The following is a 14,878-nucleotide window of genomic DNA, read 5'->3' on the forward strand; positions in this document are numbered from 1 at the left end:
GCGGCAGTGCCCAGGACGACGGACGGAGACGGTACGCCCGTCCCGCAGCGGCTGCTGGCCGCCGCCACCCGGCTCTTCGCCGAGCGCGGTTACGACCGCACCTCCGTGCAGGAGATCGTGGAGGCGGCCGGCGTCACCAAGGGCGCGCTGTACCACTACTTCGGCTCCAAGGACGACCTGCTGCACGAGGTGTACGCACGCGTGCTGCGCCTCCAGCAGGAGCGGCTGGACCACTTCGCGGGCCTGGACGCGCCCGTGGAGACGCGGCTCAGGGACGCGGCCGCCGACGTGGTCGTCACCACGATCGACAACCTCGACGACGCGATGATCTTCTTCCGCTCCATGCACCACCTGAGCCCGGAGAAGAACAAGCAGGTCCGCGCCGAGCGCCGGCGCTACCACGAGCGGTTCCGCGCGCTCGTCGAGGAGGGCCAGAAGGCGGGGGTCTTCTCCACCGCGACCCCGGCCGACCTGGTGGTGGACTACCACTTCGGCTCCGTCCACCACCTGTCGACGTGGTACCGCCCGGGCGGCCCCCTCACCCCCCAGGAGGTCGCCGACCACCTCGCCGACCTCCTGCTGCGCGCACTGCGCCCCTGAGGCCACTCGTTCGGAAGGCCTCAGGACGGCCCCGCCGCCTAGTCGATGATCTCCCGGAAGAACAGGACGGCCGTGGCGGCCGTGCCGCTGCCCACGCTCACCGCCACGGGCCACACGTCGCCGGCCAGCGCCGCCAGGACGGTGGCCCCGATGCCGGCCAGCGCGGCCAGCAGGAACACCATGGCGGCGCGCTGCGTCAGCAGCGGCCCGGCCCGCTCCGGCCGCGGCCGGTCCCGCTCGGGCGACGGCCGGCCGGCCGGGGGCACCCCGGTGCTCCTCACCGCGCGTCGCCGGCCCGGACGGGCACCGGGTCCTGGGACAGCGGGTCCACGCCGTCCTGCTCCGAGAGCTGCCACGGGTCCTGCGCCGGACGGACGACGGTGAACGCGACGCCGCCGTCCGCGTCCGTCCGGACCCCGTACACGGCGGGTTCGGGCAGGCTGTTGTACCTGAACGGCGTGGAGAAGTAGTAGGCACCGGTGTCCGGCACCACCACGAGGTCGCCCGGCTCCAGCGCGGGCAGCGCGCGGTCGCGGGCCAGCAGGTCACCGGCGAAGCAGGCGGGGCCCGCGATGTCCTGGCGCACGGGCCGCCCCCGCTTGGCCGTGCCGGACGGATCGTGCGCCTCGATCCGCAGCGGCCAGGCGTCCGGACTGAACACGGTCCGGGTGGCGACCTGGACACCGGCGTGGGTCACCGCGATCGGCCGGCCCCCCGCACTCTTGGTGTACTCGACGTACGCGGCCATGAAACCGTTCTTGGCCAGGAGGGACCGGCCGAACTCGGTGACGACCGCGTACCCGCCCTCGAAGAGCCGCGGCGCGTGCGCCCTGAGCTGCTCGACGTACATCCCGAAGGTGGGGGTGACCTCGTCGTCGGCGAAGTTGACGGGAAGCCCGCCGCCGATGTCGATGCCCGCGATCCTGCCCTCCCCGAACGCGGCCGTCACCTGGTCGGCGAACTCCACCGCCTGCGCCACCCCGCGGGCCATCAGGTCCAGGGGGCACCCCTGGGACCCGGTGTGCGTGTGCACCCAGCTCAGCCACGGGTACGTGTCGAACGCCCGCATCAGCCGCTCCCGGTTGCCCGGATCCGTCAGCGGGACACCGAATTTGGAGGTGCTCGTGGCGGTGCTCATCGCGGCGATGGCACCCCCGCCGACCTGGCAGTTCAGGCGCACCCCGATCCGCGACGCCGGAACACGGCCGCCGAGCAGCCCGTCGATCCGCTCCAGCTCCTGGAAGCTGTCCGCGTTGACGGCCACGCCCAGCTCCAGCGCCCGCTCCAGCTCCGCCCGGGTCTTGGCGGGGGAGTCGAAGACGATCCGCTCGGCCGGGAACCCGGCCGCCAGCGCCCGGGCCAGCTCACCCGCGGTCGCGACCTCGCAGCCCATGCCGTGCCCCGCCAGTTCCGCCAGGACGGGCACCAGGCAGTTGGCCTTCGCGGCGAACGTGTGCAGGACGCCGCGGACCTCGGGGGAGCCGGGGAAGGCGTCGTGCAGGGCCCGGACGGTGGCCGCGACACCGTCGAGGTCGACGAAGGCGGCCAGCAGGGACTGCTCCGGGTCCAGCAGCCTCCGCCGCACGGCCTCCTGGAGAACCCGTTCGCGACGTACGGCGTCGAGGGGCACAGCGGTCATGATGAACCTTCCGGTGTGGACGAGGCGGCCGGGGCCGATTCCCCGGGCGTGGTTCCAGGTTGCGGGCCGTGTACCCGTGCCGTCATCGTCGGTTCCTCAAAGGCCCACCCCCCGCGCCGGCGGCCGGACCGGGTGGCCGGCCCCGGCCGGCCGCGCCGTTGTGCGCGGCGACGAGGACGGCGCCCCGGGTTGGTGCGGGCGCACGAAACACGACCGCGGGCACGCCCTCACGACCCGGGCCCCGCCTCCCCGTCCGGATCCCCGAGGCGCAGTTGCAGTTGCGCCAGCAGACGGGCGTCCGGACTGCCGAGATCCAGGTCCGAGACGGCGGTGATCCGGCCCAGCCGGTACCGCAGGCTGTTGGGGTGGACCGAGAGGGCGTGCGCCGCCGCGGACACGTCACCGAAGTGGTCGAGGTAGGCCCGCAGCGACCTCACCAGGTGGCCTCCGCCCGGTCCGGCGTCGGACGCGGCCAGCCGCGCCACCGAGGTCCCCGGCGGCAGCTCCAGGTCCCGCAGCGCCTCCAGCACCCGGAGCACGCCGATCGTGTCGGCCACGTCCGCCACCCGGGCGACGCTGCGCGCGCCCCCGGTCCGGACGAGCGCCTTCAGAGCCTGCTCGGCGCTCCGGCGCGACTCGGCGGCCCGCGCCAGCGCCGGCACCACCTCACCCAGTCCGACCCGCAGCGGCGCGCCCGTCGTGGCCGACAACCGGTCGGCCAGCGACGTCCCCAGCCTCGTCACCTGCTCACGGGCCCCCTCCGCGTCCTGGTCCAGCGCGGACACCAGCACCAGGGCCCTGCCGCCGGCCGGCACCACCACGATCCGGTGGCCGAGCGCCGCGCAGTGCAGGGCGAGCGGACCGAACAGCCGCGACGGATCGTCGGGCGCGGCCTGTGCGGACGTGCCCGCACCGAGGCCCACCGCCAGCACGGCGCAGGGCTCCTGCGCCGGCAGCGACGCCCGCGCGGCCAGCACCTCGGCCGAGCCGCGCTCCTCCAGCAGCGCCCGCGCCGCGTCCTCCACCAGCCGGCTGTCCGCGCCGCGCGTGCGGTGGTGCAGCAGATGGGCGGCGGCCTCCCGGGACGCCGCGCGCAGGGCCTCCGACGCGTTCGGGGACAGGGGCCGGCCGCCGACCGCGGCCACCCAGACGGACCCCAGCACCTCGCTGCCCGCGCGGACGGCGCACACCAGGCGTTCGGGGTTGTCGCCCTGCGCCCTGCGGTGCAGCACGTCGTCCGCCGTCCACAGGGCACGGAAGAAGCCGGCGTCCCGCATGGCGGCCACGCGCCAGGGGGGAACGCGCCGTCCGAGGATGGTCAGCCGGCGCATCTCGTCCACGTTCTCCTCGGTCGAGGAGAAGGCCAGCACCCGGGACTCGGTGTCCTCGATGGTCACCGAACCGCCGACCAGCGCGGCCACCGCGTCGGCCAGCGCGTCCAGGTCCCCCAGGGCCGGCCCGGGGGCCGCGGACAACGGCGCGGCCCCGGCCGCGGCCAGCCCGGCCCGCAGCACCACGACCAGCTCGTCCCACCGGTACCAGGTGCGGAAGAACACCGCCGTACCGGCCTCCCGGGCCGCCGCCCGCAGGGCACCGGCGGCACCCTCGGGGCGGTCCGGGCCGAAGACCACCCCGGCGGCCCCGGCGTCGCCGGCCCGGCGCAGGACGTCCACCGCCTGGGGCGAGCCGGCACCGACACCGACCGCCAGCACCAGCTCCCGCGGCCGGATCGCGGGATCCAGCACGTCCAGTACGGCGACACCGCCGACGGCGACGGCCAGCCCGCCCGGGGCCGTGTCCAGCTCCAGGGCCCCCGGCCCCACCACCGACAGCAAACGCTCCAGGGTCACCTTGCTCTCCGCCACGCCCCACCCCGGCTGCTCCCGCGAATCGGCCACGCTTCCCCCTCGCCCCCTCGCCCCACCGCCCGGCCGTCCCCGGCCGCGTCCGGAACAGGTACGACACCACAGCCCGCGCCCGCACTCAACAGCGCACGGAAACACACGGAGCGCCGCCGGTGGGGGCAGCGGGGGAGAACGCGGCGGAGAAGTCCTACGGCTGTCGCGGGGCGGGGCCGGGGGGAGGGGGTGTGGGGCAGGGAAGGCCGGCCGGTGACCGATACCGGCGTGAAGGAAAGGCCCCGCCGGTGCGGGGCCGTGGAGGGGCCGGCCCTGCGTGCGGTGCGGGCGGACAGACGCGTGGCCGGTGCGGCAGGGTCCGGCGGCGGGCCGGAAGGTGGCCGCAGCGGCCGGGGCGTCAGCTGTACTTCTTCAGTTCCCTGCGGGCCAGCGACCGCTGGTGCACCTCGTCCGGGCCGTCGGCGAGCATCAGGGTGCGGGCGCTCGCGTACAGCTCGGCCAGCGGAAGGTCCTGGCTCACCCCGCCCGCGCCGTGCAGTTGGATCGCGCGGTCGAGGATGCCGACCACCGCGCGCGGGGTGGCGATCTTGATGGCCTGGATCTCCGTGTGGGCGCCCCGGTTGCCGACGGTGTCCATCAGCCAGGCCGTCTTCAGCACCAGCAGCCGTAGCTGCTCGACGGTGACCCGGGCGTCGGCGATCCAGTTCTGCACCACCCCCTGCTGGGCCAGCGTCTTGCCGAACGCGGTACGGGACACGGCCCGCCGGCACATCAGCTCGATCGCCCGCTCGGCCATCCCGATCAGCCGCATGCAGTGGTGGATCCGGCCGGGGCCGAGCCGGGCCTGGGCGATGGCGAAGCCACCGCCCTCCTCGCCGACCAGGTTGGCCACCGGTACGCGCGCGTGGTCGAAGACGACCTCGGCGTGGCCGCCGTGGGAGTGGTCCTCGTACCCGAACACCCGCATGGCGCGCCGCACGGTGACGCCCGGCGTGTCGCGCGGGACCAGGACCATGGACTGCTGGCGGCGGATGTCCGCCCCGTCCGGGTCGGTCTTGCCCATGACGATGAAGACGGCGCAGTCCGGGTTCATCGCCCCGGAGATGTACCACTTGCGGCCGGTGATGACGTACTCGTCGCCGTCCCGCTCGATGTGCGTGGTGATGTTCGTGGCGTCGGAGGAGGCCACCTCCGGCTCGGTCATCGCGAACGCCGAGCGGATCTCACCGGCGAGCAGCGGCTCCAGCCACTGCTTCTTCTGCTCCGCGCTGCCGAACTGCGCCAGCACCTCCATGTTGCCGGTGTCGGGCGCGGCGCAGTTCGTCGCGGTGGGCGCGAGGTGCGGGGAGCGGCCGGTGATCTCGGCGAGCGGCGCGTACTGGAGGTTGGTCAGCCCGGCACCGTACTCGGTGTCCGGCAGGAACAGGTTCCACAGGCCCTGCCTGCGGGCCTCGGCCTTCAGCTCCTCGACCACGGCCGGGGTGTCCCAGGGGGACGCCAGCCCGGCCCGCTGCTCCTCGGCCACGGCCTCGGCCGGGTGGACGTACTCGTCCATGAAGGCGAGGAGCCTGGCGCGCAGCTCCTCGGTGCGCGCGTCGAACGCGAAGTCCATACCGGTCAGCCTTCCTGAAGAGTGGTCAGTCCGTGGTCGATGAAGACGGGGACGAGTTCGCCGATGCGGTCGAAGCCGCGGCCGACCGTCTGGCCCAGCGTGTACCGGTAGTGGATGCCCTCCAGGATCACGGCGAGCTTGAACCAGGCGAACGCCGTGTACCAGGAGACGGCGGAGACGTCGCGCCCCGAGCGCGCGGCGTACCGCTCGATCAGCTCCCGCGGGGACGGGTGTCCGGGCGCCTCGGCGGTGGTGGAGACGGGGGACTGCGGCATGCCGAGCGGCCGGCTGTACATCACCAGCAGGCCCAGGTCGGTCAGCGGGTCCCCGAGTGTGGACATCTCCCAGTCGAGGATCGCCCTGATCCGGTCGTCGTCGCCGATCAGGACGTTGTCCAGGCGGTAGTCGCCGTGGACGACGGCCGGGGCGGGGGAGGCGGGCAGCGCCCGCCCGAGGGCGGCGTGCAGCTCGTCGATGCCGGGCAGGTCGCGGTTGCGGGAGGCGTCGAGCTGCTTGCCCCAGCGGCGTAGCTGCCGGTCCAGGAAGCCCTCCGGGCGCCCGAAATCGGCGAGGCCGACCTCGGCGGGGTCCACCGCGTGCAGCTCGACCAGTGTGTCCACGAGGGACAGCACCGCGTCGCGGGTGCGTTCGGCGCCGAGCGGGGCGAGCTGCTGGGCGGTGCGGTACGGGGTGCCCTCGACGAACTCCATGACGTAGAACGGCGCGCCCAGCACGTCCTCGTCCTCGCACAGCAGCACCGGTCGCGGCACCGGCACCCGGGTGGGGTGCAGGGCGCTGATCACCCGGTGCTCGCGCCGCATGTCGTGCGCGGTGGCCAGCACGTGGCCGAGCGGGGGCCGGCGTACGACCCAGCGCGAGGCGCCGTCGGAGAGCGCGTAGGTGAGGTTCGACCGTCCGCCCTCGATCAGCCGGCCGGTCAGGGGGCCGCTGACCAGACCGGGGCGCTCGCGGTCGAGCAGGACGCGCAGCCGGTCCAGGTCGAGTCCGGGCGGGTGGTCGGCGCTCATACATCACTCCTACGAACGGGTGAACACGTCCCGACTCATGATGCCGACCGGTCGGTATGTCGTCCAGTGCGGGGGCCGAACCTGACGAGAAACGTGACCGGAGCCACCCGCCGGCGCTCCGTGCGCTGATCCGAACGCCGGAGCCCAGCGGGCGGGACCGAGCACCAGCACGGCCGCGCACACCGCCGTCGCCACCGCGCACAGCACCGCCGCCGCCGCGTGGCGGGGGGCGAGCGCGGGCGGCGGGGTGCCGACGGACAGCGCGCGGATGCGCTGGTGGGCGACCCACAGAAAGGCCAGCCACAGCCCGCAGCACACCGCGCACACGACGACCGCGCCGGCCGGGGCGCCGTCGTGCAGCGCGGACTTCACGGCGAACACGGCGGCCACGGCGGCCGACAGCGTCGTACGCCGCCAGGCCAGCCGGGTGCGCTCGGGCTGAAGCCCCGGATCCCGGCCCGCCGGATCCGACCCCGCGGCAGCCGTCACGCCTCCCACCTGACCAGCACCACCACGACCATCGCCACGGCCACCACCGCGACGACCAGGCTCAGCAGCGCCGGGAACCGGGACGCGGGCAGGTCCTCGCCGCGCCGCATCGCCCGCTCGCAGCGCACCCAGTGGTTCACCGCCCGCAGCGAGCACAGCACGCCGGCGCCCAGCAACGCGAGCGCGAGCCCGGCCCGCCACGCCCAGCGCAGGTCCGGCAGGAACTGGTCCACCGCGAATCCGCCGCCGATCAGCGCGAGCGCGGTCCGCAGCCAGGCGAGGAAGGTGCGCTCGTTGGCCAGCGAGAACCGGTAGTCGGGCGTGCCGCCCTCGTTCCGCACCTGCTCCGGCGCGAACCACAGCCGGACGTTCCGTACGAACTCGATCACGTGACCGACCCTACCGGCGGCTCACCGGCCCGCCCGGAACGCCGTCAGGCGCTCGTACGCCGCGAGCCCGTCCGGCACCCACTCCCACTCGGTCAGCCGCCGACCGACCTCCTCCTCGGTGAGGAAGGCGTGCCACTGGACCTCCTCCGCCTGGGGCCGCACCGGCAGCTCGCAGCGCGCCTCGTACACCGCCGACCACCAGCTCTTGCCGGCGCCGTCGTCGTACAGGAACGTGAACAGGTGGGCCGGCCGCGGCAGTCCGCTGACGCCCAGCTCCTCCTCGGCCTCGCGCAGCGCCGCCGCGTCGTAGGACTCGCCCGCGCCGACGACCCCGCCGACGAACATGTCGTACAGGGACGGGAACACCAGCTTGGTGGCCGTGCGCCGGTGCACGAAGAGCCGGCCGGCCGCGTCCCGGGCCTGGATGAACACACAGCGGTGACGCAGTCCGCGGGCGTACGCCTCGCCGCGCGGGCACCGGGCGACGACCCGGTCGTGCTCGTCGACGATGTCGAGGATCTCGTCAGCAGGGTTCATGCCGCCATCCAAGCAGGACGGCGCGCTCAGCGGCGCTGGAGGTCCCGGGCCGGCGGCTCCGCCCGCGTGGCGCCGCACGGCATCGCCGGGTGCATACCCAGCAGCACGATGCCCGTGACCACGGCCGCGAGCCCGGCCGCCTCCCAGGCGAGCGCCCCGGTGTCGGTGCGCAGCCGGTCACCGAGGAAGCCCACCCCGCACAGGATCCCGGCGAGCGGCTCGGCCGCGGTCAGCGCGGGCAGCGACATGCGCAGGGGGGCCGTCTCGAACGCGCTCTGCACCAGGACGAGCCCGGTGATCCCGCACGCCAGCACGCCGTACGGCTGCCAGCCCGTGAACAGCTCGGTGAGGCCGCCGTCGCCGAAGCGCGTGCCGCTCACCCGGGTCAGCGCGTCCTGGATGCCGTACAGCAGGCCGGCGGCGGTGGCCAGCAGCACCGGGCCCCAGCTCAGCCGGGAGCGCTTGGCGTACGCCGTCAGGATCAGCGCCACGCCGACCACGGCCCCGATGATCAGCCAGTGCCGCAGCGGATCGGCGACCGCCGTGCCGGCGCGCGGCTCGCCCGCCACGAGGAACGCGCTCACACCGCCCGCGAGCAGCAGCAGCCCGGCCCACCCCTGACGGCCGAGGGACTGTCCGGTCCGGAGCCGGGAGAAGGCCAGGGCGAACAGCAGGTTGGTCGCGAGCAGCGGCTCGACCAGCGAGATCTCGCCCTTGCCGAGGGCGACCGCGCCCAGCACCATGCCGGCCACCATCAGGCCGAGGCCGCCCAGCCAGCGGGGCATCCGCATCAGGTCGAGCAGTAGCCGGAAGGACAGGAAGTCGCTGAGCGGCGCCTGCTGCGCCGCGTTCTGCTGGAGTACGAATCCGAAGCCCAGACAGCAGGCCGCGCTCACGGCGAGCACGAGAACCAGAACCGACACGCTGTGTACCTCATCATCCGGCCGGACCACGGGCGCGTAGTGGCCGACTGTAGCGTTCCCGGGGCGGCATGCCCCGGAAGCACCCGAAACCGGGCAGTTGACTCGCCATGGTCCGGTGTCGGGCCGTCCGGCGCCATGGTGCACGCCACATCGGGCCGGGCACCGGTTCCGCACAGCCCGTGGCATACGCCACAGGGAATCCAGCCGGGCGCGGCGGCGGACCCCGGCCACCTGCGCCGGTTACTCCAAGTTCCGTTCTGGGCAAGGCTGTTGAAGCGTGGAGCACCGGGGTTCCGCTTGACGCAAGCCGTGGCTGCGGGTTTGCTGTGCGTGATCGGTTGATGGCAGCCCGAAACAGGAAGTCCCGCGGTGCCCCCTCTCCCGCCTGCGCCCGGCCTGCGCCGGGCCCCCACGGACGCGTCCGGCGACCCCGCCGGGGACGCCGCCGGCGCCTTTGACGGGCCCCTCGGCGACGCCCCACTCCGCACGCCCTTCGACGAGGCCCTCGGCGACACCGCGCTCCGCACCGCCCGGACCGCGCTGGCGCAGGGCCGCCGGCAGGCCGCCCGCTCCCTGTTGATCCACACCGGCGACGACTGGGACCGCCGCGGCCACCGCCTCACCGTCCTCGCCCGAGATCCAGGCGCCGCCGTCCGGGCCGGTGACTGGCTGGCCGCCGAGCCCCGGTCCGCCGACGCCGCCACCCTGCTCGCCCTGGCCCTGGTCCACCGCGTCCTGCGCGGCAGGGACGACGCAGACCGGGCCCGCGAGGCCTGCGACACGGCCGCCGCGCTCGCGCCGGCCGACCCGACCCCCTGGCTCGGCCGGCTGCTGCTGGCCCGCGCCCTCGGACCCGAACGCGAGCTGCTCGGGACCTTCACCGAGCTGCGCCGCCGCCACCCCGAGCACCACCACGCCCACCACCTGCTGATCGCCCGCCTCGCCGAACGGCCCGCGGGCGGCCGGGCCGAGGTGCACGAGGTGTACGACGTCGCCGAGCTGGCCGCCGCCGAGGCCCCCGCCGACTCCCCGCTCGCCGTGCTGCCCGTCGTCGCCTACGCCGAGCGGTACCGGGTGCTGGCCGCCACCGGCCTCGCCCCCGCCGACCCGGCCGCCTCCGGACACTGGTCCGGCCCGCGGGCCCGCCGCATCCTGCGCGCCTGCTTCGACTGGTGGCTGGAGTGGGAGCACGACGACCACCCGCGCCGCCACCTCGACCTCAACCACCTCGCCCTCGCCCTGTCCTGCGCCGGCCGCCCGGCCGAGGCGGCGGCCCTCTTCAGGCGCATCGGCCGGCACGCCACCCCGGCGCCCTGGTCCTACGTCCACCGCGACCCCTGGACGGCCTTCCGCGCGGCTCGCGGTCACGCGCTCGGCCGGTGAGGAGCAGGGTTCCAGCCGACCACAGGGCTTGTCGCCGTACCGGCTCGCCGCCCGTCGCCGTACGGGGCTCGCGCCGCCCGTGCGCGGGAGAAGATGACGAAAGTCTGACCGGTGACCCGGATCCCTGGCCCCGCGGGGCCGCGAGTGCTCGAATGGGCGACGTGAACCCTGACCAATCCGAGGAGCGGGCCGGCCGGCCGGTCGGCCGCCGCATCTTCCTCGGCACCCTCGGCCTCGGCGCGCTCGGCGTCCTCGGCGCGCCCGTGCTGCAACGCGGTACGGAAGGCTTCCTCGGCGACATCGCCGGCAAGGACCCCACGGGCCTGACCGGGCTGCTGCCCAACGGCGGCGGATTCCGGTACTACTCCGTCGCCGCCTCCGTCCCGCACCCGAGCCCCACGGCCTACCGCCTCACCGTCGACGGCCTGGTCGACCGGCCGCACAGCTACACCCTCGCCGAACTGCGCGCCCTGCCGCAGACGCGGCTGGTCAAGGACGTCCAGTGCGTCACCGGCTGGCGGGTCCCCGGCACCCCCTTCGAAGGCGTCCGCCTCTCCCGGCTGCTGGACGCCGCCGGCGTCCACCCCTCCGCCAGGGCCCTCCGCTTCACCTGCTTCGACGGCACCTACACCGAGAGCCTCACCCTCGCCCAGGCCCGCCGCCCGGACGTCCTGGCCGCCCTGCGCATGCAGGACCACGACCTCGGCCACGACCACGGCGGCCCCGTCCGCCTCTACGTGGCGCCCATGTACTTCTACAAATCGGCCAAGTGGCTCTCCGGCATCACGGTCACCGACCGCGTCCGGCCCGGCTACTGGGAGGACCTCGGCTACGACGTCGACGCCTGGGTGGGCCGTTCGAACGGACGCACCGATGCGCCCACCGGCTGACACCCCGGCGCCGCCGGGCACCCGCGTGCACCGCTTCGCCCCGGCCGAACGCTGGGTGCACCGGGGTACGGCCGCGCTGATGGGCCTGTGCGTGCTGACGGCCGCCGTCCTCTACGTACCGCCGCTGGCGATCCTGGTCGGCCGCCGCGAACTGGTCGTCCGCGTCCACGAGTGCGCGGGCCTCGCCCTGCCGGCCCCGGTCCTGCTGGGTCTCGCCTCCCGCGCCTTCCGCACCGATCTGCGGTTCCTCAACCGCTTCGGCCCGCACGACCGGCTCTGGCTGAGCGCCGCTCTGCGCCGCGTCACCGCGCCCGCCTCGCGCCCGGCCGGCAAGTTCAACGCCGGGCAGAAGATCTACGCCGCCTGGATCGCCGGCGCCACCCTCGTCATGCTCGGCACCGGGCTGATGATGTGGTTCACCCACCTCACCCCGCTGATGTGGCGCACGTCGGCCACCTTCGTGCACGACTGGCTGGCCCTGACGATCGGCGTCGTCCTGGCCGGCCACATCGGCAAGGCCCTGGGCGACCCGGAAGCGCGCAAGGGACTGCGCACGGGGACGGTGAGCGAGGAGTGGGCCCGTCAGGAGCACCCTCTGTGGCGCCCCTGACCGGCCCGGCCCGCCCGCTCACCGCCCCGCCCGGCAAGGACGGCTAGACCACGAGGGACAGCAGCAGCACCAGACCGCCCCCGACCACCGAGATGATCGTCTCCATCACCGACCACGTCTTGACGGTCTGTCCGACGCTCAGCCCGAAGTACTCCTTCACCAGCCAGAAACCGGCGTCGTTGACCTGGCTGAAGAAGAGCGAGCCCGCGCCGATGGCGAGGACCAGGAGGGCCGTGTGCGTGGTCGACATGTCGGCCGCCAGCGGCGCGACCAGGCCGGCCGCCGAGACCGTCGCCACCGTCGCCGAGCCGGTCGCCAGCCGGATCGCCACGGCGATCAGCCAGGCCAGCAGCAGCGCGGGTATCGACCAGTACTTGGAGACGTCCAGGATCATCTGGCCCACCCCGGAGTCGATCAGGGTCTGCTTGAAGCCGCCACCCGCACCGACGATCAGCAGGATGCCGGCGATGGGCATGAGGCCGCTCTCGACGGTCTGCCGCAAACGGTCCCTGGTGAACCCGGCCGGCCGGCCCAGCGTGAAGAAGCCGACGAGCACCGCGGCGAGGAGAGCGATCAGCGGCGAGCCGACCACGTCGAAGACTCGCTGGGTCCTGTCCGTGGTGTCGTCCACGACGATGTCCACCAGCGCCTTGGCCAGCATCAGCACCACCGGCAGCAGCACGGTCGCGAGGGTCGCGCCGAAACCGGGGCGGCGCTCCAGCTCTTCCGACGTGCGCTGCGGCAGCATCCGGTCCGGAGCCGGTACGTCCACCCAGCGGGCCGCGACCTTCGAGAACAGCGGACCGGCGATGATCACGGTCGGGACGGCGACGAGGATGCCGAACGCCAGGGTCACGCCCACGTTGGCGTGCAGCGCGTCGATCGCGACCAGCGGGCCGGGGTGCGGCGGGATCAGGCCGTGCATCACGGACAGACCGGCCAGCGCCGGGATGCCGATGCGCATCAGGGAGTAGTTGCCGCGCCTGGCGACCATCAGCACGACCGGGATCAGCAGCACGATGCCGACCTCGAAGAACAGGGGCAGACCGATCACCGAGGCGATCAGCACCATCGCCCAGGGCATCGCGCGCCCGCCCGCCCGGGCGAGGATCGTGTCGACGATCTGGTCGGCACCGCCGGAGTCGGCGAGCAGTTTGCCCAGGATCGCCCCGAGCGCGATCAGGACGCCGACGCCGGCCACGGTGGCACCGAGCCCGGTGGTGAAGCTGGTGATGGCCTTGTCGAGCGGCGCTCCGGCGACCGCCCCGAGCACCAGCGACCCGACGGTCAGGGCCAGGAACGCATGGAGCTTGAACTTGGTGATGAGCAGGACGATCACGGCGATGCCCACCAGGACGGCGATGCCAAGCTGGGCGTGTCCGGCGGAGGTGATCGGCGGAGGCGTGTCCGCTGCCAGCATCTCGACGCTGAGTCTGGTCACGGGGGTTCCCTTGCGGTTACGGAAAAGGGTTCGGGGGCTGGGCGGACGGACTAGGCCGATGCGGCGGGAAGGGCGTCCAGCGCCCGCACGGCGCGCTCGGTGATCTCCTGCGGGCTGCCGGCGACGTCCACGGCGACCCCGGGCTCGTCCGGTTCCAGCGGCTGGAGGGCCGCGAACTGGGAGTCCAGCAGCGCGGTGGGCATGAAGTGGCCCTGGCGTCCGGACATGCGCTCCTCGATCAGCCGCCGGTCGCCGGTGAGGTGCAGGAACACGATCCCGGGGGCCACGGCCCCGAGCCGGTCGCGGTACGACCGCTTCAGCGCGGAGCTGCTGACGACTCCGCCCAGCCCGGCCCGGCCGTGCGCCCAGTGCCCGATGGCTTCCAGCCACGGCCACCGGTCGGCGTCCTCGAGAGGGATCCCGGCCGACATCCTGTCGATGTTGGCCTGCGGGTGGAAGTCGTCACCCTCGGCGTACGGGACGCCCAGCCGCGCGGCGAGCAGAGGACCGATCGTGGTCTTGCCCGTCCCCGCGACGCCCATCACGACGACGACCTGGGGGCTTCGCATCACTGCCTCGCTGTCTTCCTCGACATCCGACGCCACTGCGGCGTCGCCACACTGAAACCCATTAGGTACGACGAATTCAAGACTGTGTGACATATAAGTCTGACTTTTCGTCTCTGTGATCCAGGTCGTACGCTGAGTGCATGAGCACACCGGGCCGGGGCCTGCACGGCCGTGTACTGGACACTCTCGGCCCCGCGATCACGGCGGGCGAGTACCCGCCGGGCAGTGTGCTGCGCACCGACGAACTCGCACAGCACTTCGAGGTGTCACGCTCCGTGATGCGCGAGGCGGTCCGCGTCCTGGAGTCCATGCACCTGGTCGCGTCCCGCCGCCGGGTCGGCGTGACGGTCCGCCCGAAGGCCGAGTGGAACGTCTACGACCCCCAGGTCATCCGCTGGCGCCTCGCGGGCGCCGACCGCCCGCACCAGCTCCGCTCCCTGACCGTGCTGCGCTCCGCCGTCGAACCCGTCGCCGCGGGCCTCGCCGCCCGGCACGCCACGGCAGCGCAGTGCGCCGAACTCACCGAGTGCGCCCTCGGCATGGTGGCCAACTCGCGCGGCCACAGGCTGGACCGGTACCTGGTCCACGACGTCGCCTTCCACCGGGTGGTGCTCACCGCGTCCGGCAACGAGATGTTCGCCCGCCTCGGCGACGTCGTCGCGGAGGTGCTGGCTGGGCGTACCCATCACGAGGTCATGTTCGAGGACCCCGACCCGGCGGCCGTCACCCTGCACGTACAGGTCGCGGAGGCGGTCCGTGCGGGCGACGCTGTCCGCGCCGAGGAGCTGACCAGGCAGATCACCGTGGGCGCCCTCGAGGAACTGGACATCCTGGCGCCCTGAGACGCGCCCCCGGCGGGGAACTGCGGGTCGCGGCGACGCGTCCGGGCCCGCGAACGGCACAGTCGCC

The 14,878-nt window shown here is 74.0% G+C and carries 15 protein-coding genes and 1 pseudogene; 5 read left to right on the forward strand and 11 right to left on the reverse strand.

What is annotated here, in order from left to right; genetic code table 11:
• The first annotated feature begins 6 nt into the window (after positions 1 to 6).
• Complete coding sequence (locus D9753_RS28375) at positions 7 to 600, forward strand: TetR/AcrR family transcriptional regulator (RefSeq protein WP_121789591.1); 594 nt, start codon at positions 7 to 9, stop codon at positions 598 to 600.
• A gap of 38 nt (positions 601 to 638) precedes the next feature.
• Here the strand turns inward: D9753_RS28375 and D9753_RS28380 are convergent, their stop codons facing one another.
• From D9753_RS28380 to D9753_RS28420, 9 genes and pseudogenes are all read right to left on the reverse strand, one after another.
• On the reverse strand, positions 639 to 866 hold the full coding sequence (locus tag D9753_RS28380) for a hypothetical protein (RefSeq protein ID WP_121789592.1): 228 nt from the start codon (positions 864 to 866) through the stop codon (positions 639 to 641).
• 11 nt (positions 867 to 877) lie between these two features.
• On the reverse strand, positions 878 to 2,239 hold the full coding sequence (locus D9753_RS28385) for a type III PLP-dependent enzyme domain-containing protein (RefSeq protein WP_121789593.1): 1,362 nt from the start codon (positions 2,237 to 2,239) through the stop codon (positions 878 to 880).
• 227 nt (positions 2,240 to 2,466) lie between these two features.
• Entirely contained in the window at positions 2,467 to 4,137 is a 1,671-nt protein-coding gene (locus D9753_RS28390) for a PucR family transcriptional regulator (protein ID WP_163010811.1), read from the reverse strand.
• Between the two features lie 358 nt (positions 4,138 to 4,495).
• On the reverse strand, positions 4,496 to 5,710 hold the full coding sequence (locus D9753_RS28395) for an acyl-CoA dehydrogenase family protein (protein WP_121789595.1): 1,215 nt from the start codon (positions 5,708 to 5,710) through the stop codon (positions 4,496 to 4,498).
• 5 nt (positions 5,711 to 5,715) lie between these two features.
• Positions 5,716 to 6,738: a phosphotransferase family protein gene (locus tag D9753_RS28400; protein WP_121789596.1), complete on the reverse strand. Its 1,023-nt coding sequence runs from the start codon at positions 6,736 to 6,738 to the stop codon at positions 5,716 to 5,718.
• A 159-nt stretch (positions 6,739 to 6,897) separates the two neighbouring features.
• Positions 6,898 to 7,227, reverse strand: a pseudogene (locus D9753_RS28405) (DUF202 domain-containing protein); the annotation flags it as partial.
• The gene (locus D9753_RS28410) at positions 7,224 to 7,616 is read right to left on the reverse strand and encodes a YidH family protein (protein WP_121789598.1); all 393 of its coding nucleotides are present in this window, start codon (positions 7,614 to 7,616) and stop codon (positions 7,224 to 7,226) included. The pseudogene D9753_RS28405 and the gene D9753_RS28410, both read right to left, overlap by 4 nt.
• A 21-nt stretch (positions 7,617 to 7,637) precedes the next feature.
• Positions 7,638 to 8,153 (reverse strand): NUDIX domain-containing protein, encoded by a 516-nt coding sequence (locus D9753_RS28415; RefSeq protein WP_121789599.1) that lies wholly within the window; start codon positions 8,151 to 8,153, stop codon positions 7,638 to 7,640.
• A 26-nt stretch (positions 8,154 to 8,179) separates the two neighbouring features.
• Entirely contained in the window at positions 8,180 to 9,076 is an 897-nt protein-coding gene (locus D9753_RS28420) for a DMT family transporter (protein ID WP_121789600.1), read from the reverse strand.
• A 369-nt stretch (positions 9,077 to 9,445) separates the two neighbouring features.
• On the opposite strand from D9753_RS28420, the gene D9753_RS28425 reads away from it, so the two are divergent.
• From D9753_RS28425 to D9753_RS28435, 3 genes are all read left to right on the forward strand, one after another.
• Positions 9,446 to 10,459: a hypothetical protein gene (locus D9753_RS28425; RefSeq protein WP_121789601.1), complete on the forward strand. Its 1,014-nt coding sequence runs from the start codon at positions 9,446 to 9,448 to the stop codon at positions 10,457 to 10,459.
• Between the two features lie 152 nt (positions 10,460 to 10,611).
• Positions 10,612 to 11,349, forward strand: a complete 738-nt coding sequence (locus tag D9753_RS28430; protein ID WP_205614285.1) for a molybdopterin-dependent oxidoreductase — start codon at positions 10,612 to 10,614, stop codon at positions 11,347 to 11,349.
• Positions 11,333 to 11,959, forward strand: coding sequence for a cytochrome b/b6 domain-containing protein (locus D9753_RS28435; RefSeq protein WP_121789602.1), 627 nt, complete (start codon positions 11,333 to 11,335; stop codon positions 11,957 to 11,959). Before D9753_RS28430 ends, D9753_RS28435 begins: the two co-directional genes overlap by 17 nt.
• A gap of 43 nt (positions 11,960 to 12,002) precedes the next feature.
• On the opposite strand, the gene D9753_RS28440 is transcribed toward D9753_RS28435, so the two are convergent.
• Positions 12,003 to 13,400 carry a GntP family permease gene (locus tag D9753_RS28440; protein WP_121789603.1) on the reverse strand — a complete coding sequence of 466 codons (1,398 nt, stop codon included), beginning with the start codon at positions 13,398 to 13,400 and terminating at the stop codon, positions 12,003 to 12,005.
• A 50-nt stretch (positions 13,401 to 13,450) separates the two neighbouring features.
• The gene (locus D9753_RS28445) at positions 13,451 to 13,969 is read right to left on the reverse strand and encodes a gluconokinase (RefSeq protein WP_121789604.1); all 519 of its coding nucleotides are present in this window, start codon (positions 13,967 to 13,969) and stop codon (positions 13,451 to 13,453) included.
• Between the two features lie 140 nt (positions 13,970 to 14,109).
• On the opposite strand from D9753_RS28445, the gene D9753_RS28450 reads away from it, so the two are divergent.
• Positions 14,110 to 14,811: a FadR/GntR family transcriptional regulator gene (locus D9753_RS28450; RefSeq protein ID WP_121789605.1), complete on the forward strand. Its 702-nt coding sequence runs from the start codon at positions 14,110 to 14,112 to the stop codon at positions 14,809 to 14,811.
• Positions 14,812 to 14,878 lie beyond the last annotated feature (67 nt).

The organism is Streptomyces dangxiongensis (genome assembly GCF_003675325.1).
GTDB classification, from domain to species: Bacteria; Actinomycetota; Actinomycetes; order Streptomycetales; family Streptomycetaceae; genus Streptomyces; species Streptomyces dangxiongensis.